This is a genomic window from uncultured Aquimarina sp. (assembly GCF_947496855.1).
GTDB lineage: Bacteria > Bacteroidota > Bacteroidia > Flavobacteriales > Flavobacteriaceae > Aquimarina.
On the sequence record NZ_CANMED010000001.1, the window covers coordinates 1063412 to 1089828 of the forward strand.

Consider the following 26417-nt stretch of genomic DNA (forward strand, 5'->3'; position numbering starts at 1 on the left):
ATTTTTTATGAAATATTTTTATAATTAAAACCCTGTTCCTCCAACTGGATTTCCAGTGGTATTGCAACCTCTATCATCACATAGGTCTTTTAGCAATACTCTTACCGCATTACTGGAAGTGCCTGCCGCAAAATTTACTTCCCATTCGACATCACCGTTAGTGCTGAATCCAAAATAACCTGTTGCTCCACCGGAAACAATAAATTCTCTTTCTCCATTACTATCTAAACGAATTGTATTGGAACCACCATTAGTACTATAAGTTACTCCATTAACAGTAAGATACTTAGAATACACGCATTCGTCAGAATTCAATCCGATTTTACGAAATGCGTATGTATAACTTATATCTTCATTAGGGTCTCCCTTTAAGAATATTCGTTTTCTTCTATTGTTACAGTTGTCATTAGGTTCATCAGTACTGCCAGATCCACCAGTATTACAGCGGATAGTACCTACCACAGATTCATAATCTAATAAAGACATGGATACTGTCTTTGTTGAACTACCAGAAACTTTTATACTGTATTTACCTGTGTGCGATGCTTCATCTGATATTTCTACACTTTCTCTATTATCCAGTAGCAATCGTTTAAAATCAAAGTGGGAATTTGATAAAAGGGCTCGGAAATTTGATGCAGCACTTTGAGAATCTGAGCCTATTACATCTTCTAGCTGGTAATCTTCAAATCCATCAAATCCTATTTCTTTATATTCACTATTGGAGGCTACTGCAACTGGTAAGGTATAATCATATCCATACTGCGCTGCAGAATATCTATTCAACGCATCTTTGTTTTCTAGCTCTGCTCCATATGGACTATATTTAGTTACCTTACTCGCAAAAGTCCAATCTTGTTGGTCTTTTTTCCAAACACCGTCTTCCGAATTTTTATAAAAATTACTAAACGAAGTGAAAAATCCATTAGAAGCGGTAGAGAACTCTGGAGCATCTACATCAGAATTTCTTCCTGTTAAATGTGCATAGGAGTTTACGGCTCTCCAATCTCCCCTTACATTATATAGATATGGGTTAAATCCATATTTATGCGCAACTATAAGATCAGCATCGGTTAACTCGTTTCCATCTTCATCTATTTCTCCATTACTTATTTTATCATATAAATCTGCTAATAAGCTAGGAAAACCAGGTAAACCTTGTTCTCTTTGGGGTTTCCAATAATCTGTATATTCTACAGCACTTGCATTTACAATTTTTGGATTATTAGTACCAGAACCATTGTAATCATATGCATTTGTAGAAAATGTATCCACAACTCCATCATTATCTGTATCTCTTAATGGGTTTACCATACTTGTTACCGACGCCATAGAAGCCATTTGTTGATTTCTATATCCCGATCGAACAATTTTAAATTTTAAATTACCTGTTGCATAGTCAGAACATTCTTGATTAATGAGAAACCCTCTGCTATTCATTAATGTTATATCAGTTTCAGTAACATTAACTACCCATAATTTTTCTTCAGTGCTGGTATTCCTGTCCAATGTCATTAGTTCATCTCCATTTCTGAAATAATCCAAATGTGTTTTGCCAGCATCTACATCCACTAAACTAAATTTTGGAACGTTTTCTGTAGCACCTAATTCTCCAGAAATTCCAATATTCTTACTAGCCAGTCCCATACCATCATATGCCCAATGTGCTGGATAATTAAAATTATAATAGTAATCATCATATTCATTGATGGTTCTGGTTAACAACACATCACCTGTTTGTGCATCCCAGGCAATATTTTTTGTAGATACTTCAGATTCAAGATCCCTTGCAATTTTCTCTACCAAAATCCCCGTTTTATGGATCACCTTAGTTGTAGTCGCAGTTCTTAATATATCTTCATGATCAGAATATGCCGGTAAAGGAATTGGAATGATAGCAGGATATATAAGTACTAGAAATCCTGTAAGGTTCATATTTACTCCTACCAAATTAGAACTGGATTTATGTTCTCTAAATTCATTAATTACATCATAATGCTTACCAATTGATTTATCAGTAATCACATTACCTTTACTATCGATTACAGGGAGTATATTATTTAACTCTCCACTCTCTTTAACATTATAAAGATATTCTACTTCTGATATCGGATCCTTTTGATTTTCAGGAAAAACGCTTTGTTTTCTTAGCTTCCCATTCATATCATTAGTTTCGATTGTGAATCCTTGGGATAACGTAAGATGATTTCTATCGCTTACTCCTAAGGTTAGAATATTAAATAACACAGGCGTAACATCATTAGCTTTGGTAATATCTGTATGGCGCACTATCGTTGGGAAATCCCAAGTGGTATATCTTTCGCTTACCACCTTTCCTGTAGCACTTTTCTTGACTACATACGTGTCCCCATTTTCTGTTCTCTTTCTAGGAAGGTTTTTGACCTCTACTCTACTATAAGTTACTGTAGAGGAAGGGAAAAATGATTCTCCAAAAGGTTTTTCGGCATAATTAAATGCTTGTGGTGACAATAGTTTATCTTTTCCCAGAAAATTACCATTAGGCTTTTCGTCATAAAAAGGTTCAACAAATGGGTTTTCTTTACTACCATTTGGTTCAAAAGTGGCAACTCCATAACTAGATCCATCTTCTTTATTGTAATTATATTGCTGTCCATAAAACTGAGAATAATTAGGATTGCTTTGATCATTAACCATCGCTCCCCAGGCATCGTGCATTTTTATTTGCTTTACGCGTACACCTCCACCTAATTTTCTCTTATTTGGATTAAGTAGTCGTACCCAAGATTTCTCAGCCTCAAATTTTCTGGAGGATCTTTTTTCTTGTAGTTTTCCATTAGGACCGATAAAAATCTCAGCAACTGCCCCTATACTACCTACTATTTCATTTAAAACTTCCTCAAAAGTATCATTCGTTGCATTTCCATTAAGACTATATACCTGTCTATTTAAATATTGACGGCCAAAGTACCAACCTGCTTTTGCAATAGGATTTACTTCCTTATTACTATTAATAAACCCGCCTTCTCTTTTTAAAAATTTTAGTGGTATTGCGGCATAGGTACCTTTTCCTTCTTCTTTTAAAAGTTTAATTTGAAACTCTGGACGTCTATCAATCTCAAAATATCCTGAAACATAATCAGACTGTTCTTCCTTACCATCAACCATATTTAACAACATTCTAAATTGTATAGGTTTATCAATTTGATCCCCTAAATAATCATTTACAAAATCTTGCTCAGTTATCGAAAGTACTTGATCACTTAGTTTAGCATAAATATATTTTTTATGATCACCACTGTTATATAGCACAGCATTCTCTACTTCATTAAAATTGTCTGGATTAGAAACAAAACCTGCTCCTGTTATTTTAAACATCTGCATAGCGCGACGTTTCTGAACATATTGATAATCATCCGATTCATACTCTAATTCTAAATTACCTCCTGATGGCAAATCGATGGAGGTCATAGTCCAAGCAGATGCAAATGCATCCTGTAATTTCTTATCATCCTGCTGTACAAAGGGAAACTCAGGAGCTAATAATGATCCTGACACTTTGCAGTAGTCTGTTGATTCCTCAAAACTATTATTAACAGAAGGAACCTCTACGCCATTTTCATTGGGTTTATATTCTACTTCTCCATTAATATAGTTTAGTTTTTCTTTAACCACAGGTTTATAATTCCCCCAGATATCATAACTTTTTAGATTATAATCAGGATTAAAACCATCATAATTGAATACATATGGAGTGTATTTACCCATATTAGACCCTCTATAGGTAAAATAAACTTTATCCAAAGTCAATTTCCCTTCATTATTAAGGTTATTAGGTACTCCTTTGCACAATTCATAATTATATTCGAAATGTGCTCTTTTAATATAAGATGCATTTTCTCCTAACTGATCATATTCAGGCTTTGAATAGAGGGAAATGCTGTCAATTTTTCTCATATAACCTTCAGTTCCTTCATCTGTTTTTTCTCCTTGCGCACCGCGGGCATCTTCTCTATTAGACAAATGAAATATAGCCGTATGGGTTTTGGTTTCTATTTTATTAATATATTTTAGTTCTTTCTCGCCATATAGATAGTTGGCTTTCTGATCGTCTTCATTGGACTTCAGCCCCTCATTATAACTTGCTTTTGTATACTCATACGGTATTCTCCATTTATAATCCGATGTAGGTGTTTCATATTCAAAGAGTGTATATGCACCAAGATCATTTACAGAAGGCCCGTTATTATCTATATCCTCATAATCCGATGACAGCACACTTGATAATAAGTATGAATGTGCATATTCTGGTGTTGTAATCCTATTAAGATATTGATCACTATACCTGGAAGCATCATTTTTAGGATTAGAAAACCCAATCGTACCATCAGAGCAATCTATATCTGGTCGTCCTGAAACGTCAAACGTTGCTTCTACTTTTTTAAGATTATAAGCAGTTTCTCCATATACATAGGTACTTCCATCAGGTTTTAGAATTTTCATTCCAGCGGTATGATGACTTTTTGCATTTGCATTCACTTCAACCAATGGATCGTTGATTGCTTCGGCTTTTGATACTTTAAGAATATTTTGATTTCTAAGATCTCTCTGGGTTCTCTTTAATTTTGAGGAATTTATCGGTTTTAGTGGGTCAGGATACGTTATATTTCCAGATATATCTTTTACTCTATATGCTGGCTCAGCGCGTCTATGAAACTTAGAACCTGAGATTTCCAGTTTCATAGGATTGTTATTGTGTAACTTATCTGTAAAAAGTGTTTCCTCTTGATCTATGCGTCGCTCTCCTATCATCTTAAAATAGGAGGGTTCATAATCTAAAGGGTTTTTATCCTTATCAAACTCTAAAAACTTACCTAATGCATTATTATTATCTACCCATTTCCCAGTCTCTCCAAAAGATGGTGTATATTCTTGTTTTCCTCCTGCATAAAAATTCCAACCGGCACCAAACTTTACTCCAAAACTTGCTCCTGTACCTTGATCGATTACACGATGATCATACAAATAACTTACTTGGCTACGATAGGGCCTAAACATCCCCTGTACTCCCTGTCCTTGAATAGCATACAAATCATAGGTATAGTTCGATACAGGAACAACTGTAGTATGTTTATTAAAAACTCGATCTTTTTCTCTATTAAAATCCAGCACCCCATTTAGTCCTTCTCCTTTTTCTGTGTTTTCATACCCAAATGCAGGAACTCGTTTATCACGATCATCTTCATTTATTTCCTGAAAAGATCCAAAACCATTTACTTGAAATTGTAAATCAACTCCATAATATGAAGGTCCTATAGATCCAGCAAAACTGAAATTACCATGAGTTATCCCTGCCCTTTTAGTGGGGGTAAATGTGTTATTATTAAATGAAATAGTCCCAGAAGGCCCTCCCACTTTCTGATTTGTAACTTCTCGATCAAATAGCTCTTTAGCATCCATATAACTTTCTCTTTGAGTAGCATTTACAACAAATCCTAAATTAACAGATTCTAATGCTCTTCTGCTATTATAGCTTACTCCTACAGATCCAGTCATTGTCGTAATATAATTATCTGCATTCTCCTTTGATCGCCCTGATAAAGAAACCATAGGGTTTACTGTAGCTCCATCCCCAACAGCAGAAGAGATATCCACACCAATTCTAACATTATCGTTTAACTGATAACCAATTCCCATAGACCTTTTAAAGGTTATTCCTTCGTAATTATTATGCTGTACAATAATCCCTTCATTAAGATCTATAAGAGGAGATTCTATACCACTCCAACCGATAGTAGTATTTATTCCAACACCGACAGTCTTATTCGTTTTCATGTCATTTTCATAACGCATTAAATCCCCGCTAAAATCATCAGGTAAGCCACGTACTTGACGATTGATCTGACCCACATTGAGGTTCCAACCTAATCCTACCCAAGAAGCTTCCTGATCCATAGTAATACCTGAATCATATGCCAGATTTAATGGATATCCTCCTACATCCATAATCGGGATGTTATAATTAAAATTACCTGAGGACAAATTCACCATATCAGAAGTACCAATAGGTGTAAATGAGTTAAACTCAGGTTGTGAGGGGCCACTAGTTAATGCAAGTAATTGCATAGGCTGTGTCATCTGAATAACCATTTGGATTGCCAAATAACTTGCAATTACTTTTGTAACCTTACTTTTTCTAATTGTATTGATCATATCACTGATGTGTTATAATTTTATAATTTAGTGTAATCGTGTTCTATTTATCATCATTTACCTCTTATATACAAACAAAAATTATTGTTGTATATACTATAGTGTCGTCTATGATTAAAATGTTACTACTATATTTCGACTTTTATTTAAAAAGCTATCTATTACAATTTAATAGGTGTTTCTTTAAAATTAAATTTCATTAATCCGTTACCAAATAATTGATCGTTATAGATCAATTGTATATTTTCCTCTTCAGGAATGTTGCCAAAATGGAGTAATAATCGTTTAAAAGGTGCAACTTTAAAATTTCTTTCAAACGTAACTCCGGAGCAATCGATGGTATCTCCGCTTTGTGTGACTGCTTTAAAATCATTCTCTATATAAAAAGACATATACTTCACTGAGGTTTCATAATCTCGATTCGTATATTTTGATTTTAGTAAATCATCTTCTTTTTCTTGTTGAAACTCAACTTCTAAAATACGTTCGTTTTTAAGTGATTCGTATATTGAATCTATTTTTGCTAAATTCTTACTTCCTTCATTTTTTAGAATATAATATTGCAAAGGAACCAAGGTAGCCTTGTATTCTATCTGCGAAAACAAATGCGAAACCGACTTAGATTTCCAACCTGCTTGTTCCAGATTAAATAGCTTGTATTCTGATTCTGATTTCGGTACTTTCTTTTCTTTTTGGCAGGATACAAACAGTAGTATCCCCATCAAAAAGAGGATATATTCCTTTTTGAACATCATAATTCTAAAATTGTGGTAAATTTTACTGATTATTGTTGTAACAATTCTTCCAGTTTTTGCAAACGTTTTTCTAATGAATCGTTTGCTTCTTTTTGCTCTTTTATTGCTTTTTCCTGAGCAATCGTATATAAAGTAAGTTCTTCTACTTTCTCGAGCAATTTCATATTCATTTCTTTAAGATTCACTCCTTCTTTTTCCATCTCTGATGCAGATGGAATGTTCGGTAAATGCCCTTCTTTAGCAATATAATTCTGAACTTCCTCTAAAGTTTTAAGGTCATACTCTTTTTTGAATACATAATCTGGTGCTAATACTCCAAGAAGATCAACTTTTACTTCCTGTACATGTACTTTCCCTTTTACCGTAAGTGCGTATCCAGGATCTTCTTCTGTAGTACCAATAGCGATTCTACCATTGGTGTAAATAGCATTTTCTATTAGGGCGGTACCGTCTTTCACTATCAGTTTATGATTTTGATCTTCTAAATAATCTCCGAATCCAGCAATTACAACTTTAGAGTTTGTTAACGGCATTTGTATCGATGCGCGATCTTGCCCTTCTCTATCATTATGACCTACAGAGAAAAAATATTGATCTCTATTAGTCATATAGGAAACTCTAGAAAAATCATCTCGGAAATAATTATCCTGTCTAGAAATTAAATTTTTATCAATGATACTAAACCCTAACAATTCATTAGTATTAGTACTAGGAGAAACCACAAAATTAAAATTTCTAAAAAAAGGCTTTACTTCTCTACCAATAGTAACTGGCAACCAATCCTCTGAGTTATCCGGAGCTTCTATATCCAAGGTTGCTGCCCTTATACTACCATCAATACTAGCACCACCACCAACAGCAAAATTATAACCATCTGGGATGGCATTGGTATTGATACCTAGTTGATCTTTGGCAAAGTCACCATAGACCAAAGGAGTATCACTACTAGAATTTTCGATATATAATTTATTATTCCCTACTTCATTAAAGCCAGCTTCATACCCAATAAAAACATTTGTATTTCCGATAGAATTCCTTCCTGCATTACTACCAATAAATACATTTCGCTTCCCATCTATATTTTCTCTACCAGCATATGTCCCTAAGAACGTATTAAAATTTCCGGATATATTACCAAATCCGGCAGCATTACCGCTAAAAACGTTATTTTTCCCATCTATATTACTCCTTCCAGAATTTCTGCCTACGAAAACATTGGTTTGACCAGTGGTATTACTTTGTCCTGAATTAGTACCTACAAATACATTGTTTTTTCCTGTAGTATTACTTATTCCTGCATCGTTACCTATAAACACATTACTCGGATCCGTGGCAGTATTATTATTTTCACCATCACTTGTTTCTGTGCCATTTACAACTTCAATTCTTGGGTCATAAAAATATTCACGATCCGTAAGAGTGTTCGTGCCATTTTGAAAAGCTCTTAGTACTAAATTCACTGATGTCGTAGAAAACTTAAAATCATTGTTTAAATCTAACACTTTATCTCCATTCGTATTATAAATTCCTCCAATTTCAACTGTGCTATTATAATCACTCTTATGAACAAACCCTACTAGTAAATACCACTCATTTAAAGTTGGCAAATCTCCTATTCTAAAATAAGGGTTGTTATTCAATGTACCATCAAGATTTAACGTGCTTTGACTATCACTGCTATCTTTTGAATACATTCCAAAATATGTTGCCCCATCATTAGTTCCTGCTTTTTTTATCCAAACCGATAAACGATATGTTTTTGTATTATCTATAGGCACATTTGTTGTAATAAACCCACCATCTAAACTATTAACATCTGTTGGAGTTGCCGTCCACAAAACTACCTCTTCTCCATTGGGGCCCAGACCTAATTCTCTAGTATTTACTCCTGGAGTAAAACCGTAATTAGTAAACCCTGACGGAGTAGCTGTAGAACCAACAACCCAAGAAGAACTATCCACAAGGTTTTGTGAATAAGCCACTATGGCATTAAGTACTAATAAAAATTTAAAAAAATATATTTTTCTCATTGATTTGTATTTTAATTCCCTTCGTATTTAGTATTAGCATACTCTAATACCATTTCTGTAATATCGATTCCATCTTGAGCAAACATAATATTCCCATTACCTTGTGTTCCTAAGATAATTTCATGTTTATTTGCTTCTCCGTAATCTTTTATATATTGATTTAATCGATTCCAAACTTGTTGACTCACCTCTTTAGAAAAATATTCATTAATTTTTCTTAATTCTTGATCCTCTAACCTTAACTGAGTTTCTAGTGTTGTAGCTTTTTCCGTATTCTTCTGTTCTTTGAAGATTGAATAGATGGTATACAGACTATCTAATTTTTTCTTTTGCTTTATAATTTTCCCATTATTGATCTTTCCAAGATCTTTGGACATATTAAATCCATTAAATAAGGTAACATTGTCAACATATGCAATAGTAGATTCAGATCTACTTAAAAAACAAAATGAAAACAAAGCAGATATGACAACTAAAAATAAAAAATTGCATATCACCAACAAAGTAGTGTAATTTTTTTTCAAGATATTTTGAATTTTATTTTGGGAGGGCAAATATATGTTAAATAAATCAAAATAGTAAGTCAAAACCGTAAATTTTTTAACATTTAATTGTTCATTAATAATTGGTTTAAAAACATACGATTCTTTCAAAAACTCGTAAAAAACATTACAAATTATTAGCTCTCAGTTTATTAATTATTATTTAGTATTCCAATGATTAAGGAAAATATAGTATTTCCCCTTTCCCTATAAGTAAGTGTCTTTAACAATTCAAATGTTACCATGAAAATTCATTTTTTTTCAAAAAAAATAATAACATAAAAAAAGCCGTGACATATTTTAACATATCACAGCCTTTTTAATAGTCCCTTCATTGAAAAGTCTATAAAAATCGTTTTATTATATTCAGAATCAAATAACAAGCTATTAACCTGTTGTGTATTTAGAAATGATTATATTAAAAAAAGCGTCAATTCGAGTGTTTTGTCTAACTGAAATGGAGACAAAGTGTATCGAGAACAGCTTTTTTGGATTAAAATTCTATTCTCGATACACTTCTCCTAAAGTCGAAGCACTCGAACTGACGAATCTTATCCCAAAAATACCTAAATGCACAACGAGTTCTATTAATTAGCTTTTCTAAAATCTCTGACATCTTTTTGGAATTGAAGAGTTATCTTATCTTCAGAAATAGTTTTAACTTTAACACCTTGCATATCAGCCCCACTTCGTACTCTTTTTAAAATACCATTTACTCGTAACAATCCTAATCTGGATGAACTCTCTTTTGACTTTATAAAACCTAAGTATTCAATTCTGGGCCAGCTCTTAGATGCAACCGTTTTAGATCTTGACTTCTTTTGAGGTCGAGAGGGTATAAATACTGAAGCGTTTCTTTTATTTAATGTCTTACCTAAAAAAGGGTCTCTATTTGGTATGTTGAGATTAAAAGTATCCTTCTTTCGTAAAAATATTTTGGGGGGACTAACAAGAGCATCTGCTGTAACTACCACATCATTAGTTAAAAAATATGGAGCGGCAAACTTATAAATAACTACTCCCCAAATCAGAGCAACAGCTATAATCAAAATTTTATTAATCTTTTTCTTTTGCATTAATTAATAATAATTTGATTAGCATCACTAAACTCACCAGAATTTCCGGCATCATCTTCCCCCTTTACTCGCCAAAAATAAGTATCTGCTACAGTAAAAGTAAACGTATACTCATTTGTAGTGAGCGGATTAGAGTTTGTTTCTATAACATCATTAAAACTATCATCAGTAGCTATCTGGATCGTACTTGTTATCCCCGATGTTATGGCTCCTGTATCCGTATAAGTCCATTTAAAACTGATTTCTTGATCTACAGAACCTGTCTCACCCGTAGTAGGCTCTGTTAAAACTGGTTCTGGAGGATTCTGAGTATCTATAGAAAAGAAATGCGAAAAAAACAAGGTCATACTTGAATCATTTAGAGCCTGTATTTCCCATTTATATCGACCGTCTTCTGGTATCACTGAATTTCCGATAGTAATGGATGTGCCGCTAATATTATTATCATCATTATTAAAAATTAGGGTTTCTGAATTTCCTTCTATTTTCGAAATCTTAATCTTATAGGAAGTAGCCGTACTAATTGATTGCCAAGAAAAAGTAATATCCGTATTATTCAGAAATTCTTCATTAAGGGGACGTTCTAATGTTACCACTTGCTCGGACAGGTCTATTGATGAAATTACATCGAAATCCGAATTAAAAGAATATCCCGTCTGATATGCAAAATTTTCTCCTCTTACTCTCCATAGATATGATCCTGGATTCATCGTATAATCAAAAACAGTAGTATTTACAAGAGAGTCTAAAATAATACTGTTTGAAACTTTATTATTAATTTGTATGCGATACTCATCTGCTCCATCAATTCCATTCCATCTAAACTGTACAGAATTTCCTTCGATCTGCGTCATATCTTCTGGAGCGGTAATTGTTACTACATCATTGGTAATATCGTCCTCAATAATATCATCACAGCCTATAAAAAAGCTTACACATACTATGGTAATATAACTAACGTATTTTTTCATAATTCTGAAATATAATTTGTTCAAATAATTTTTTTCTTCGTGTTCTTGGTTCTTTTTCAATATAAAACTGCAGACTTACTACCCTAGAAAAATCAAAAGCTTTTTCATAATTATAAGTAGTTTTTAATAGATCACCATAAGTACCTGTTAGAATCAATCTATTCGTATAAATATTAAAATATTCATCACTAGCTTTATGAATTGCTTCTAGTTTTACTAACTGGGTATCTGTATTTATATCGTTAAATGTATTTAAAATTTCTTGCTGAACTATATCTGGATTTGCTACCTCTTTACCGATGAGTTTGTCTAAATACGATACCTCTGCGATTAAATTAGTAATACGCTGCTGAGAGTTACTTACTTTCTCTAATTTTAGCTTAGACTCTTCTAATAATTGAGCAGCATCTATGGTCATGCTAAAGGATCGTTTATATGCTGTTATACCTAAAACCAGCATCAAAGCCAGTAACGCAAAAAATTTCTTCTTATATGATAGGTTTTCAAACATCGAATTTCAGTGTTAATTTGATTTTAAAAGAATTCGTTCTGTTCTCTCTTTGAAAATCAATAATTTCTAAGTTATTGATCCAAGGTTCTCTTTTAAGTTCTTTTATCCAAGATGTAAATTCAGCATTAGACGAAGCTGTTCCTTCTAATTCTATCAGATTATTACTAAAATTAATTCGTTGTTCTGCTTTAATTTTTGAAGAAGTTGGAAATATACTTAACATTTTTAGGTTAATCTCTGACGGAACATTTTTAGTGATTTTGGCAATATAAAAACTCAAGAAATTAGTGTCACTAAGTCCAGATTGTTTTAGTATTGCCTCTTTATTCTCTTTATCCTTCTCCAAAGAAACTAATTTAGAATAAGCTACATTTTGCTGACCTAATTCAACCTGTATTTTATGATGTGCTTCTTGATAATGACCTAATAAAAGATAGCTTATCAATAACGAAACTAAGAAAAATGATAGTGTAAAAATTCCTAAAATATTAAATGCTTTCTTAAAGGCAAATTCTTCCCTTCTTAAAGACATTGTATTAGATTCGGAACTAATAGCATCATTTGGATATAAATTGTTGAGGGCATTTGCAAAACAAAGAATATCTAAACTAGATAAAGTTTCATCGCCAATCGTATATTCAAGAATATCTTGCTCATGTCTTTTTTCAAAATTTACTAACGAATAATCTTTATTAAAATGTAAGACGGTATTTTTTGTATATACTTCCTTTTCATTCATAAGAGGACTTAACGAAGTCATTACAAAAGGGCCAATACTAAAATCAACTATAGAAATCTGCGCTTTATCAAATAATTCTATCTCTGCATCTATTATTTCTGTTCTGGCTACAGAAACAAAAATTTCTTTTTCTTGTGTATATTCATTCCAATAGAAATCATTAGGATCCGCGTTGAATATTATTTTTGATTGATACCCTACGTCATTTTTAACCTTTTTAGACAATATTCCCATACCAGTTATTAAAAGTATAACAGGTTTATTTTTAGAAATTTTTGCTGTTAATTCTTCAAAATTTTGAGTAGTATAACGTTCTACAATAGCCAGACTACTTTTTTTCTTCTGAATTTCAACCAAACTATACTCTTTCTGATCAGCATCCAAATGGATCTGAACAGATTGAATTCTGCTTCCTGAAAGGATATTATTTAAAAGTTTAATGATCATTAGTAGATTACTGTTGGCTTTATAAATACATGCAATTTGGATTTATCTCTGGCTTTTCTTTTACTACTAAAAAACCATTTAATTATTGGTATTCTCGATAATACTGGAGTACCACTACCAGAATTCTCTCTCTCTAATTCGTCCAATCCTCCTAATAATATCATTTCATTATTCCGAACTCGAATTAATGATTCGAATTTCTGTGTAGACTTGCTAGGTGGAGCATTCTCTCCTGCTCTCCCTAAAAAAGCACTTTTCTCTACAGAAATCTCTAGAGTTACATGCTCATCCAGAGATACAAAAGGTTTTATATTTACGCTTAAATTTGCTTCCGTTGGCTTCCATTGACCAGATTGCAAAATATTATCATTGACTCCAGTATTAATCAACCTGTTAGTTTGTTCGAAATAATAATCGGTTTCTCCTATAGAAATACTCGCTTCGTGGCCACTTAATGTAGCTATCTTTGGAGTAGATTTTAGGTTAACAATAGAATTATTTTCTAAAGCGCTCAGATTGGCATAGAAATTTTTAGTTACTTTACCAATGTTGATAATCCCAAGTCCATTAAAAGCATCTATCAATTGATTTATAGTACCCGAATTTACAGTAACATCCGTACTTGGAAAAATGTTTCCTTGTGTTATTACGTCTTCGGATCCATCACCAAGAATTGCTTGTAAACCGGTCTGTACATCATAGGACTTATTATACTGAACAACAAGCACTTCTATCTGTACTAATGGTACAACTTTATCTAATTTCCGAATAACTTGTTGTAATTCAATTATCACGGGTTTTGATCCTGATACAAGCATTCCATTAAGTTCTACAAATTCTTGAATTTCTACGTCTTGAGTTAAGGATTTAGGTAATGTTGCTAAAACAGATTCAATCGTTCTATTCTCTAATTGGATTAACTCTGTTGCTCTTAAACCAGCTGTCGTCTCTTTTCCTATTAAGTAAAATTCATCCGATTTATTAACAGCAAATTTCTTTCCTCTAAACATATGTTTTAATAAGCTATCAAAATCTATTTCTTCAGAAAAAATAGTCGTTACTATTTCATCCGGTTTGTCATACATTGTATAACCTAATTTCAATAACCCTGCTGCTCTTGATATGATTTCAGTGGCGCTAGCATCGAATGCTTTTATATTTAAATATCCGTTATCATTTAATTTAATTTCTAAATCCCCTATCACATTTTTAGTAGAAGCTCTAGATGATGACCTCCTTCTATTATTATTTCTATTACCCTTGTTTTCAGGGTTTAGAACTTCTGTATCTTTTGAAAGAAAATAAAACCCATTATCATCCTGTTCTGCAATCAGTTGATTCGATTTAGCAATCATATCGATTACTTGATCAAAAGGTCGATTAATGATATAAGCGGAAACATTCATGTTTTTGACATCTGGTGCCAATACTATATTCTTATTTGCTAATTCCGTAATTTTTGCTGCTACAGATGGTAAAGAATCGTTTTTAAGCTTTACAGAAAGAAAATTATTTTGCTTACTATACCTGATATCTAACTCTTTTTTGGGCTTTGGTTTAGGTATTTCTTTTACTATTTCTCTTTGTTTAAAAACAATGATATTATTCATAAACTCAACTTCCAAATCATATTTTCTAATTAGAAAAAGAAAAACATCTTTAACTTTTACATCAAAAAAGTTACTAACTACCATTTGGCTTAGTCCAGGGTCAGCAACTACATTAAGTTTATGCTCTTCTCCCAATGAAGTTATGATCTCAAAAAGCGTTAAACCAGAAACATCCATTTGAGTTATTTCTTCTAAACCTATCTTTGTTTTGGCTATTTCTTCTAACTTTTCTTCAACCGTCATTTGTGTATTCTGGGCACACAACACATTGATTGCTAAGAGATAACTAATTAATAGTATTTTTCTTATCATTTTTTATTTTTCTATAATAATTGAGTAAACCTCCTCAATTGATGTTATTCCATTTTGTACTAATCGAATTGCTTTCCCCGACAAACTCGATTCCGTATAATCTGAAATGGATTCTTCCAGATTTGTTGAATTTTTCTTTATTTCTTGAGTTAATACATTATCAACAGGTATAATCTCATAAATTGCTGTTCTTCCTTTATAGCCTGTATAATGACAATGTTCACATCCTTTAGAAATCCAATGTTCTTCTATTCCTATAAAAGCATCATTCTTATATTCACCTTCTTGTAAAACTGCATGCTCTTTGCAAGAATTACATAATTTTCTTACCAATCGTTGTGCTACGGAAATTTTTAATGTTTCTGCAATAAGAAAGGCTGGCACTCCCATATCAATTAATCTAGAAATTGTTCCTATAGCAGAATTTGTGTGAATAGTGGATAATACTAAATGTCCTGTAAGACTTGCTCTAATTGCCATCTCTGCTGTAGCACCATCCCTGATCTCACCTAACATAATGATATCAGGATCTTGTCTCAGGAATGTTTTAAGAGCACTGGTAAAAGTTAACCCAATGTCTTCTCTAAGCTGCACTTGATTAATTCCTTTTAACGTATATTCAATTGGGTCTTCTACCGTAACTATATTGCTTGTTACTTTATTTAATTCTTTTAAACTAGCATATAACGTAGTTGTTTTTCCAGAACCTGTTGGGCCACTAATCAATATAATTCCTTTGGATGCTTTTAATGCTTCGAGATATATTTCTTTTTCTTTCTCCTCCATTCCTAGCTTGTCCATACTAAGATGTGCTGTATCTCTTCCTAATATCCTCATCACTATTTTTTCACCGTGTAATGTTGGTAAAATTGAAACTCGAATATCAAAATCATCATAGTTAATGCGACCATCTTGCGGCAATCTTTTCTCGGTAATATCAAGATTTGACTTGATTTTGATCTTATTAACTAATTCAAGGTAATTTTCTTTTTCTATTTTATATTTCTCAGTAAGCTTTCCATCAATACGATATCGAATTCTAGCTTCATCTTTAAAAACTTCGAAATGAATATCACTACTTCCTATTGATTTTGCTTCAAAAATCAATTCTTCTAAGAAATCTTGAGATGTAGACCTGAAGTTTTCTGATTTAGTAGTATTTTGAGTATTATTAGCATTACCTGTTCTATAATATAAGATCAAGGCTCTGTTAATTGTATCAGCAGAAACTGGGTATAGTTCTACCTTTTTCCCCATGATTAATTCTAACTCATCCTTAATAGGGTCTTTTGCAACAGCCTCGGATATATAAAAGCTAGTACTTTTTCCTTTATCTTCTTTAGGAACAATCTGGTAATTGTGAGCTAAATCTGTATTAATGATTTGTTGCTCTTCCGTAGTTAATATGATTTCTTTAGCTATATCCATAATTATAAAAAATTAGTAAAGAAAACATCAAAATCCGAAATATAACTTCCGATCTTGAGTAGAATTAAATACAATGCTAATAGCCCGGCCAAAGGCACTAAATCTGTTTTAACAACTAGTTTGATCACTAAAAACCCTAGTATCGAAAACAACATCCCTGTTATAAAAAACAAGATGTAATTATAAGAAGAGAAAAAAGGAATTATCGCTACAAAGAACAGCACATCTCCTAACCCCATATTCTTTTTAAAAGGATTGGTCAATCTTTTATTTTTAACGGATAAATACAAATACAAACCACCAAAAGTAATGATCAAAAAAGTAAAACTATATAGCAAACCAATTGCACTATACCCATTATTAAAATAAGATATCAACCCAAAAATTAAAATAAAAATTGGCAATAATATATGAATAGCTCTAAGCTTTAGGTCTTGAATAAATACCAATGTAAATAGTAGTATTATGATTATTTGAATAACAGTATCCAACGAATTAATCTTTAACTGTTTCTTTCAGTGTCTTTTTTTGATCGATCTCCCAGGTATTATAGTTACCATCGTCATCAAAGTCAGATAAAGAAGTAGCCGAAGCTTTAAATGAGTTCGTAGAAGCTTCTATGATTTCAATTCTATACACCGCTTGACCACCTTGTTCTATCGTTAATGCAGGTTCAAAACCGAGCTCATCAAAATCAGCTGTATATTTAGAATGTCTAAAAAAGTAGTTTTTCTCTAATCCATATAAATGATTTAACATACTCTGAGCTTCTATAGATTTAGCTTGAGTAATTACAGAAGTCTGACTAGGAAGTACCATTAGGAGCAAAATACCGATAATACAAAGTACAATCAATATCTCTGTCATAGAATATGCCGCAGCATACCAGTTGTTTTTGCGTTTCATAGGTTTTTCTTGTAATCTTAATAAGTTCATTAAGATCGATTTAGGGTTTGCAAAAGTATTAAATTGTGTTAACAAAATCTAAATTTTTTAATTTCCGTTTATAATTTTACTCAGATCAAACATTGGTGCATACATAGCTACCATTATTAGCCCAACAATTAGCCCTATGACAATAATTATCAATGGCTCTAAGACTACTCCAATCATTTTAGTTTTGTGTTCGACTTCTTCATCATATTCATCTGCTAATCGAGAAAACATGGTATCTAATTCATTAATTTCTTCTGCTACTTCAACCATAGAAATTAATTTATATTCATAAATCTTATGCTTTTTCATAGCTGCTGCAAAAGGGACCCCTTTGATCACATCATTTCTAATGGGATCAATTGAAGATTCTATAGGATAAAAGCCAATCATTTTTTTTACCATATCCAACGATTCTGTTAACGAGGTTTTTGAAGTCAATAACAAATCTAAAAACTGGCAATACCTTGCCAAATAAACCATTTTAACTAGTTTGCCAAAAAATGGAATTTTCAAAATAAATTTTGCCTTAAAATTTCTAAAAGATGGGTTTTCCTTATATACTTTAAATAAAAACGTACAAGTAACAATAACAACCAATATTCCTACGAATATGGTCGGGAATTTTTCTGATAATATGATTATATTTTTAGTCAATGCCGGAAGCTCTCCATCAAATTGATTAAATACAGATTTAAACATTGGAACCACATAGGTTAACATAAAGTATAAAACTCCTACAGTCAATATTAAAACAAATGACGGATACGTTATCACCGAAATAATTTGTTTTCTTAATTTAATCTGACGTTTAAAATATTTATGCAATTCCAAAAGAACAGTATCTAATTTTTTTGTCTCCTCTCCTATCTTGATACTGAAATACTCATATGAAGAAAAAAGCCCTGTATCTTCTAAAGCCTCGTAAAAACTTTTTCCTTTTATAATTTTGGATTTTAATTCCAAAATCAACTCCTTTAAATACTTCTTTTTCTGTTGATTCGCTAATATCTCTAATGCCGTTTTAAAATCTACACCTGCATTCAATAGTGTAGATAAATCTTTATATAATGCTACTTTTTCCTTTGCTCCTACTTTTTTGGAAAAGCTAAATTCTTGATTAAAGAAATTCCCAACAGAAGATGGTTTGTTATCTATCTTAACATTCGTGTTTTTATGGATTTTACTTATATCAATTCCCATTACAATTTCAGTTTAAGATTAGGAGCATAATCCTTAGCTATTACGAACTCTATTGGTTCATCAAAAAGCGTTGTTTCTATAATCATTTTAGTAATAAGATCTTCTTTAGTAATGATATTAAAATCAGATGAAATCGAAAGTTTATTTACAGGTAAGGTATCCAGCATATGAACCTGTATTCTAATAAGGTATTTATCTGTAATTTTATATTCTATTTCTTTATTGTTATAAGGAATCACCTTAAATCCTTTATAAGATTTCACAACTCTTTCTGCATTAAAAAAATCAGTTCTTAATTGCACATAACTTGTTGTCAATTCATTTTGTTCATCTATAGAAACTTGATAATTTATTACCTGTTTTACAAATGAGGCATACGCAAAATATATTAGCCCCATTATGATTGACATAATGGTCAGGTTAATTAACATTTCTAATATAGTAAATGCTTTTACCTTACTCATTTCTTTTTTTATTGACTAATAAATAGTTATATACAATAGTATCTGAAGCTGTTTGTACTATAAATTTTATATTTTTCAACTCCTTATTACTTTGAAAATCTTCAACTTTCTTTTTAATTGAATATGTTTTGAATTCATATAATTCATCATCAAAATCACTAGTTATTTTAGCATTATTATACAGTTCTGCTACTTTAAACTTCATTTTATAAGAACTCAAAGATGAACTACTGTTTAAAACTGCCGCATACAACCTAATCGCTACTAATAAACAAGTAGCTATAATCGCAATGGCTATTACCGATTCGATTAATGAACTCCCTTTAAGGAGATGTTTATTGTATGTTTTTAATTCTTTCAAATCTGTTTTCTCCTGTACTTCCAAATAATGGCAGTCTTACAAAGTTATCTGGTAATTCAGTTGCATCAATCACACCATTTAAAATAACGTCAGCATACTTAGAGCTTCTTGTTTCTAATTGTAATTTATGCGTATATAAAGAACCTATAATACTACCTTTTAATTCCATAATACCATTACAATAAACATCTCCCATCACTAAAGAGTTTTGATCGATAGCAACAAAGTTATTTTGCTTTTCTCTAAAACTCGAACCATTGATTACAATTCCACCATAAATCTCTACATCTTCGGCTATATTAATTTTCTTTTTATAATCTCTTGTCGAAGCTTCGATTACAATACAAGATGGATATCGTAACTTGACGTCCGATTCTATATCTACTTCTTTATCTGCATAAATCTGCAAACTTCCTTCAAAACCTTCTTCTAATACTACTTTCGGCGCCTGAACAATAACATCTTCTATTTTTGTTGTATCATCAATACGTATTGTATCTCTTGATTTAAAAATAAAATTACCTTTGATATTTAATCTATCCAGTGATTCTCCTTTATCTAGGTAAACTATAGCTGTTTTCTGGTCAAATCCGCGAAAGATTGGTTGGTTTTCCTTTAGCTTGGATAAAGTAGTTTCTATAGTATTATTTGGGTATTTTAATTTGGGAGAAATTATTTTAGGTAAATTCTGAGATGAAACAGTAATATTCCCCTCTAGTTTTGGATTATTGGCTTGTTGATTACCCAAAATATTAACCACTTTATATCTTTTCTTAGGGAGTCTCACATTTCCTTTAATCTTAGTAGTCCCTGAAATTTTAAGTTCTTCTCCAAAATCACATAGATATAGTGCTAATGGATTTTGATCAACGACTTCTCCTATTATATAATTTCTATCAATTGTATCTTTCTTGAAAAAAGATTTTCCTAATAATTTAGAATACATTCCCCACCTTTCTTTTGTAAACTCACATATTAATCCATCATTAAATAGATCAACTTGTTGCGTACTCGTTTTACCGAATAATACGGAGTTTAACAAAAAGTAATTAAAACAGGAAGTACAACGATCTATAAGCTGTTCTTTAACTGATTGTCTGGTTGCTAAAGTTTTGTTGATTGTAAAAACGTATATAAGTCCACCACTTAGAATAGCGATAATCAAACAGACATAAATAGCATATAGTAAAGAACCTGCTTTTAACATTTACCTATTGTTTTTTGAAGTATTCTTTTTACTAGCTTCTTTCTTTTTTGCTAACTCTTTACGTTTTTTCTCTATTTCTTTCTTTTGCTTTCGAATCTCTTTTTCTTTCTTGGCTTTCTCTTTTTCTTCAGGTGTTTTCTTTTTAAAGATATCTTTAAAAAAGGCTTTGGTCTTTATTATAAAGCTCTTCTTTTCCTTTTTATCATCCTCTATTTCTTCTACAGCCTCTTCTTTAATTACTTTTTTTCCTCTTTTGAAATAAAGTGTATCCTTGGTATTATGAAGAATCCATCTACCGTGTTTTTTATTCTTTTTATACTTACCACTTACCAATAAGATACCAGATTCTGTAAACTCCCGATAAGCTCCAGAAAGAAACCCTTTTTGCCAATTTGATATTTTCTTTATTTTTCCATTTTCATACCAATTCCTCCATGTATCATCCTTAAGACCGTAATAAAACTCTCCTTGTTCTGCAATTCCATTACCTCTATAAGTCTTATTATATTGTCCATGTAAAATTTGACCATTACCGCCTCCAAAAGAAGAATGAATTTTCCCACTTTTATACCAATGATACTCCTTGAAATCTTGATAATTAGATGTATTCTTTTCAGAAACAAAGAATGTATAATTATAATCATCATCAGAAATAACCTTTCTACTTATATCCTTGTTGATATACTGGGTAGATCCGAATAGCAAAATCAGTGTAAATAACAATTTCATTTTGGGTGATTTTTTGGGTTTGCAAATAAACTACTTTCATCTGAAAAAAAGAACAAAAAAATGCAATTTTTTGATAATCAAACATATACAGTAACAATAAAAAATATGACTACGGCACACATACCCCTACGCCACCGTAGCCATTGATTTCTGAGTAAAATTAATCTGATTAAAATGCCTACCATGATTATCAAACTAAACTATTACTATATACATGTGTCGCGAATGATTATTTTGTTACCCTCTCTTCCTTGATTTTTTTATTTTTTTTTATTTTTTGATAAAATGTGACACGTAAAAAACAACTTCTTTTCCTAAAAGATGTAGTATTTAATTTTATAGTAACGAAAATGAAGGCTGAAACCTCCTTTTGAGCTTCTAAACAGAAATATAATTAAGCAACCTCCTCACCTGTAGAAGCTTCCCATATCTTAAACCATTCTTCTTCTGTAATCTGAAGCGATAGCGAATTTACAGCAGACTGAATACGGTTTATTTTTGTAGATCCCATTACCGGTAATATTCCTGATGGGTGTTTTAATAACCAAGCGGTTAATATCTGATCAGCAGGAACATCATACTTTTTTATTAAATGACTCACTACTTTATTAATTCTAACAACTCTTTTATCTAATTGCTGTGAAAAAAACTTTCCTCCAGCAAGTGTAGAATATGCCATAGGTTTTATTTTATGTTGTATACAATGATCTAAGGAACCATCAATGAATGGTGCTAGCTGTAAAGGTGAGATTTCTATTTGATTGGTTTGTAGCGGGAAATAAGCATTTAACATATCGAATTGAGAAGTAGCAAAATTAGACACTCCAAAACTCAACACTTTACCACTTGACTTTAGTATAGCAAATGCCTCTGCTATCTCAGATGGGTTCATTAAAGGACTTGGTCTATGAATCAACAACATATCTATATAATCTGTTTGTAAATTCATCAATGATTTTTCTGCAGACTCTATAATATATTTTTTCGTTGTATTGTAAGATTTTATCTTGTTGCCCGGACGATTGGGTGTCACTAACTGAATACCACATTTAGTAACCAATTGCATTTGATTTCTTAATGAACTTTTATCTTTTATAGCATTCCCAAATAATGTTTCTGTGGTGTAATGCCCATAAATATCTGCATGATCAAATGTTGTTACACCAATACCAATGCAATCTTTAATTAATTTTTGAGATTCATCAATAGAAAGATTTGCTCCCCATTCTCCCCAATTCATACATCCTGCAACTATTCTAGAAAATAATGATCCGTTTTCTGAAAGTTTTGTATTCATTTTATAAAATTTTTAGACTAATGACTTAATATATATCTTGTCAATAATTTATTGCCTCATATATCAATCTCTGAATCTCTGACCTAATATCATTAGATATAAGCTTCCGATTAGCAGAATCGGGAAATGTACGATTACTTAGAAATACGTAGATTATTTCTTCATCAGGGTCAGCCCAAGTAAATGTACCAGTAAAACCACTATGTCCGTAACTATTCATCGATATACAACCACAAGTAGGTCCCACATCTCCTAACTGAGGTTTATCAAAGCCCACTCCTCTTCTCACTCTTTTATCGCAATATGTGCAGGTATTAAACTCATCTATAGTCTCACTACTTATATATTGCTTACCACCATAATACCCGCCATTAAGATACATCTGCATTATCTTAGTAACATCGTTTGCATTAGAAAACAACCCTGCATGACCTCCAATACCTCCAAACATTGCCGCTCCCTGATCGTGAACATACCCATGAACAATCTCTTTTCTATATGCTTGATCATTTTCGGTAGGAACAATGCGCTTTTTATCGAACTTATTTAAAGGTAAATATCCCATATTATTTGCTCCTATCCCTTTATAAATATGTTGCTGCGTCAAAGCGTCTAAACTATTCCCATAGTGTTCTTCAATAAAAGATTTCATTAAATAATATGGAAGATCACTGTATTTATAACTGAGTCTACTTCTTAATTCGCTATCTTTTATCCTTAACATTAGAGAATCTTTCATATCACTTCTCAGATACAAATTAGCAGTCACCTTAATATTAAACTCATCAGAAGGTTTATTTCTATAATATTTCTTATCAGGCCTTGTTGTAGCCGTATCCAATGTTTTCAAATAAAAAGGAATCCAAGCTCTTAATCGTGCATAATGAGATAACATCGATCTTACTGTAATATCTTTTTTATTGGAATCACTAAACGAAGGCAACATCTCTCCTACTCTAGAATCCAAAGATAAAATTCCCTTATCTTTAAGCTCCATAGTTAATGGCAATGTAGAAAGAATTTTGGTTAAGGATGCTAAGTCATAAATATCGGAACTTTTAACTTTTCGGGATTTTGAATAGGTATGATATCCATAATTTTTATTAAAAACTACTTTACCTTTTCTCGCAACGATTAATTGTAAGCCAGGCGTCATATCTCCTTTTAATGCTATATCAACTATTGAATCAATACGCTTTAACTTATGAGAGTTCATACCTACCGTTTCTGGTATGCCATAGGTAAGACGTTTTAACGATCTTGTTTCTAATCCCATTCCTAAAGGAAAATCTACACCAAGACTTACCGGAAGTTTTCCTTTTGCTTCTATAGCTCCAAAAAGCAATTGAGCTGCTTTTTGTTGGGCAATCGGACTATTCTGATATGCCATTAAAACACCTTCGAAGTTTGTAGTTGTCTGCAAATCTAACATTGCATAAGGACGAGAAAAAACACTTAGCACTGTATTATTTAGTCTTGCAATTTCATATAACCACACTAATTCTTTATCCTTAAACTTGTAATCTTTCCAAGGGTTTGTATTTGATTTATGTAAACCAACAATGACATAATTATAGTTTCGTAACTGATCTAATATATCAGGAAGTTGATTACCCTTTACCCAATCTACTTTAGCATACTTGTTCAACTCTTCTAAAAAAATTTCTCCAGAATCATCTCCTAGAGAAACATATGCTACTTTTTTAAGATCCAAATTCTTAACAGGTAATATTGCTCGATCATTTTTAATTAAAGTTAAAGAGTTTTCTACCAGTTTATGATGCAAAACCTCATTGGCAATACTATTAAGCTCTTCGGTAAGGTATTCCATTTTCACAGGTTTGTATTTATGAAGTCCTGCCTTATATTTTGCTTGTAATATCTTTTTAACAGAAAGCGATAAGCGTTCTTCTGTAATTTCGCCCGCATAGTATGCGGATACAATTTTCTGAGATGCCAGTGGAACATCTTCTGATATTAAAAGAATATCATTTCCAGCCTTAAAAGCTGCAAGATCAATATCGCCAGGAGCCTTAAAATCAGAAGCTCCTTTCATATTTAAAGCATCTGTAATGATTAGCCCTTTAAAACCAAGACTGTCTTGCAAAATATTTGTTACTACATTCTCAGAAATTGAGGATGGATATCCGGATCGAGGTTCCAAACTAGGAATATTAAGATGTGCGACCATCACACTAGATAATCCGTCAGCAATTAGTTTACGATATGGATATAATTCTATACTATCTATTCTTTTTTGATCAAAATTAATGGTTGGTAATGTTTTATGTGAATCACTGTCGGTATCTCCGTGACCCGGAAAATGTTTTGCACTTGCTAGAACACCTTCTTTTTGCATTCCCTTCATAAAAGCTAACGCCTTTTCTGTCACATTATCTTTGTCCTCACCAAAAGAACGATTCCCTATAATTGGATTTTTTGGATTTGTATTCATATCAACAACAGGTGCAAAATTAATATGAACGCCTAATCGTTTACAGTGCTTAGCTATTTGCCGACCAGTTTCTTCTATTAAATCATTATTCTGAATAGCTCCTAAAGTCATATTCCAAGGAAAAGCTTTGGTGGAATCCAATCGCATAGCTAATCCCCATTCTGCATCCATTCCAATGAGCAACGGTACTTTGGAAAGTTCTTGATATTCGTTATTTAATTTAGCCTGACGTTGTGGCCCTCCTTTAGAAAAGATAACTCCCCCAATATGAAATTCATCAATTAGTTTCCTTATTTTTTCAGTCTCTTTCTTAGGTTCTGAAGAAAAAACATCTACCATAAATAACTGCCCTATTTTTTCCTTTAGTGTCATTTTATTATAAATACTATCTACCCACACTCTTTGGGTATCGTATTCATCTATAACAACAAGAGGACTTAATGGAATTACATCAGTTATTAATTCAATAGTAAGAGAATCGGGATGGTTTACGTCGATAGAATCTTCTATCTTTAAAACATCAGATTGCTGGGAATAAACTGATAAAGTGAAAATAAAAATTATATAGGAAAAGTATTTTGTAAAAGTATATCGCACAAAAAAACTAATTTAAAAAACGGTTATGCCAACTCTCCTTAGCAGGAACTTCCCAATCTGTCTTATATTCGGCAATATTAGTTACTAAATTATTAAACACAATAGTATTAGGAGAGACAGATCTGTTTTTTGCCATTTTCCTAAAGTCTGTAAGCGATTTATATGCAACAAACTCTCCCTGTTTATAGGAAACATTCATTTTATCCATCAAATCGACATTGTAATCGCCTTCTAATTTCTGGATAAAGTGAACAGAAGCATCTATGGAACACCCCGTAGCTGCGTTTATATCCTGATCTAGGGCAATACTAATAAACCTTTTATATTTTATATCATACCCTGCCTTCAGATCTGATCCGTGTGCAGTCCATTGGGTTATAAAAGTATCCAACTTTATTTTTATCTCTTCTAACTCCTCCGAAGTAAAGGATCTGTTGGCTTGATATATCCAAATTCTCGAGGTATCAGGGAGCTCATTAAAATCTACTAACATCAGCTTTCTTTTTATTCTCTAAAATAACAAAAACTATTTCTAATTGTTGCAACAAAAAAGAGTTA

General features: G+C 31.9%; 20 protein-coding genes. All 20 read right to left on the minus strand.

The annotated features are described in order from the left end of the window. Nucleotides 1–24: 24 nt before the first annotated feature. Nucleotides 25–6192: a hypothetical protein gene (locus Q0921_RS04740; RefSeq protein ID WP_299254024.1), complete on the minus strand. Its 6168-nt coding sequence runs from the start codon at nt 6190–6192 to the stop codon at nt 25–27. A 161-nt stretch (nt 6193–6353) separates the two neighbouring features. Next, on the minus strand, nt 6354–6947 hold the full coding sequence (locus Q0921_RS04745; protein WP_299254027.1) for a hypothetical protein: 594 nt from the start codon (nt 6945–6947) through the stop codon (nt 6354–6356). A 29-nt stretch (nt 6948–6976) separates the two neighbouring features. Continuing rightward, a complete protein-coding gene (locus tag Q0921_RS04750) occupies nt 6977–8977 on the minus strand; it encodes a tail fiber protein (protein ID WP_299254030.1) in 2001 nt (666 codons plus the stop codon). A gap of 11 nt (nt 8978–8988) precedes the next feature. Further along, complete coding sequence (locus Q0921_RS04755) at nt 8989–9501, minus strand: OmpH family outer membrane protein (protein WP_299254033.1); 513 nt, start codon at nt 9499–9501, stop codon at nt 8989–8991. Nucleotides 9502–10106: 605 nt separating this feature from the next. After that, on the minus strand, nt 10107–10595 hold the full coding sequence (locus Q0921_RS04760) for a hypothetical protein (protein WP_299254036.1): 489 nt from the start codon (nt 10593–10595) through the stop codon (nt 10107–10109). Further along, nucleotides 10595–11566: a hypothetical protein gene (locus Q0921_RS04765; protein WP_299254039.1), complete on the minus strand. Its 972-nt coding sequence runs from the start codon at nt 11564–11566 to the stop codon at nt 10595–10597. Before Q0921_RS04765 ends, Q0921_RS04760 begins: the two co-directional genes overlap by 1 nt. Beyond that, nucleotides 11550–12077: a hypothetical protein gene (locus Q0921_RS04770; protein WP_299254042.1), complete on the minus strand. Its 528-nt coding sequence runs from the start codon at nt 12075–12077 to the stop codon at nt 11550–11552. Before Q0921_RS04770 ends, Q0921_RS04765 begins: the two co-directional genes overlap by 17 nt. Then, the gene (locus Q0921_RS04775; RefSeq protein WP_299254045.1) at nt 12070–13263 is read right to left on the minus strand and encodes a PilN domain-containing protein; all 1194 of its coding nucleotides are present in this window, start codon (nt 13261–13263) and stop codon (nt 12070–12072) included. The genes Q0921_RS04770 and Q0921_RS04775 overlap by 8 nt, the downstream gene beginning before the upstream one ends. Continuing rightward, nucleotides 13263–15185, minus strand: a complete 1923-nt coding sequence (locus Q0921_RS04780) for a type II and III secretion system protein (protein ID WP_299254048.1) — start codon at nt 15183–15185, stop codon at nt 13263–13265. The genes Q0921_RS04775 and Q0921_RS04780 overlap by 1 nt, the downstream gene beginning before the upstream one ends. A gap of 3 nt (nt 15186–15188) precedes the next feature. Further along, complete coding sequence (locus Q0921_RS04785) at nt 15189–16613, minus strand: GspE/PulE family protein (RefSeq protein WP_299254051.1); 1425 nt, start codon at nt 16611–16613, stop codon at nt 15189–15191. A gap of 2 nt (nt 16614–16615) precedes the next feature. Beyond that, nucleotides 16616–17104 carry a hypothetical protein gene (locus Q0921_RS04790; protein ID WP_299254054.1) on the minus strand — a complete coding sequence of 163 codons (489 nt, stop codon included), beginning with the start codon at nt 17102–17104 and terminating at the stop codon, nt 16616–16618. A gap of 4 nt (nt 17105–17108) precedes the next feature. Then, nucleotides 17109–17549, minus strand: a complete 441-nt coding sequence (locus Q0921_RS04795) for a type II secretion system protein (protein WP_299254057.1) — start codon at nt 17547–17549, stop codon at nt 17109–17111. Nucleotides 17550–17606: 57 nt separating this feature from the next. Continuing rightward, on the minus strand, nt 17607–18749 hold the full coding sequence (locus Q0921_RS04800) for a type II secretion system F family protein (RefSeq protein ID WP_299254060.1): 1143 nt from the start codon (nt 18747–18749) through the stop codon (nt 17607–17609). Next, nucleotides 18749–19213 carry a type II secretion system protein gene (locus tag Q0921_RS04805; protein ID WP_299254063.1) on the minus strand — a complete coding sequence of 155 codons (465 nt, stop codon included), beginning with the start codon at nt 19211–19213 and terminating at the stop codon, nt 18749–18751. The genes Q0921_RS04800 and Q0921_RS04805 overlap by 1 nt, the downstream gene beginning before the upstream one ends. Continuing rightward, entirely contained in the window at nt 19206–19574 is a 369-nt protein-coding gene (locus Q0921_RS04810) for a hypothetical protein (RefSeq protein ID WP_299254066.1), read from the minus strand. The genes Q0921_RS04805 and Q0921_RS04810 overlap by 8 nt, the downstream gene beginning before the upstream one ends. Next, entirely contained in the window at nt 19549–20781 is a 1233-nt protein-coding gene (locus Q0921_RS04815; protein ID WP_299254069.1) for a hypothetical protein, read from the minus strand. The genes Q0921_RS04810 and Q0921_RS04815 overlap by 26 nt, the downstream gene beginning before the upstream one ends. Continuing rightward, nucleotides 20782–21510: a hypothetical protein gene (locus tag Q0921_RS04820; protein ID WP_299254072.1), complete on the minus strand. Its 729-nt coding sequence runs from the start codon at nt 21508–21510 to the stop codon at nt 20782–20784. It lies immediately after the preceding gene. Nucleotides 21511–21904: 394 nt separating this feature from the next. Next, nucleotides 21905–22807, minus strand: coding sequence for an aldo/keto reductase family oxidoreductase (locus tag Q0921_RS04825; protein WP_299254074.1), 903 nt, complete (start codon nt 22805–22807; stop codon nt 21905–21907). Nucleotides 22808–22847: 40 nt separating this feature from the next. Next, entirely contained in the window at nt 22848–25709 is a 2862-nt protein-coding gene (locus Q0921_RS04830) for a glycoside hydrolase family 3 N-terminal domain-containing protein (protein WP_299254764.1), read from the minus strand. 157 nt (nt 25710–25866) lie between these two features. Next, on the minus strand, nt 25867–26352 hold the full coding sequence (locus Q0921_RS04835; RefSeq protein WP_299254077.1) for an ABC transporter ATPase: 486 nt from the start codon (nt 26350–26352) through the stop codon (nt 25867–25869). Nucleotides 26353–26417 lie beyond the last annotated feature (65 nt).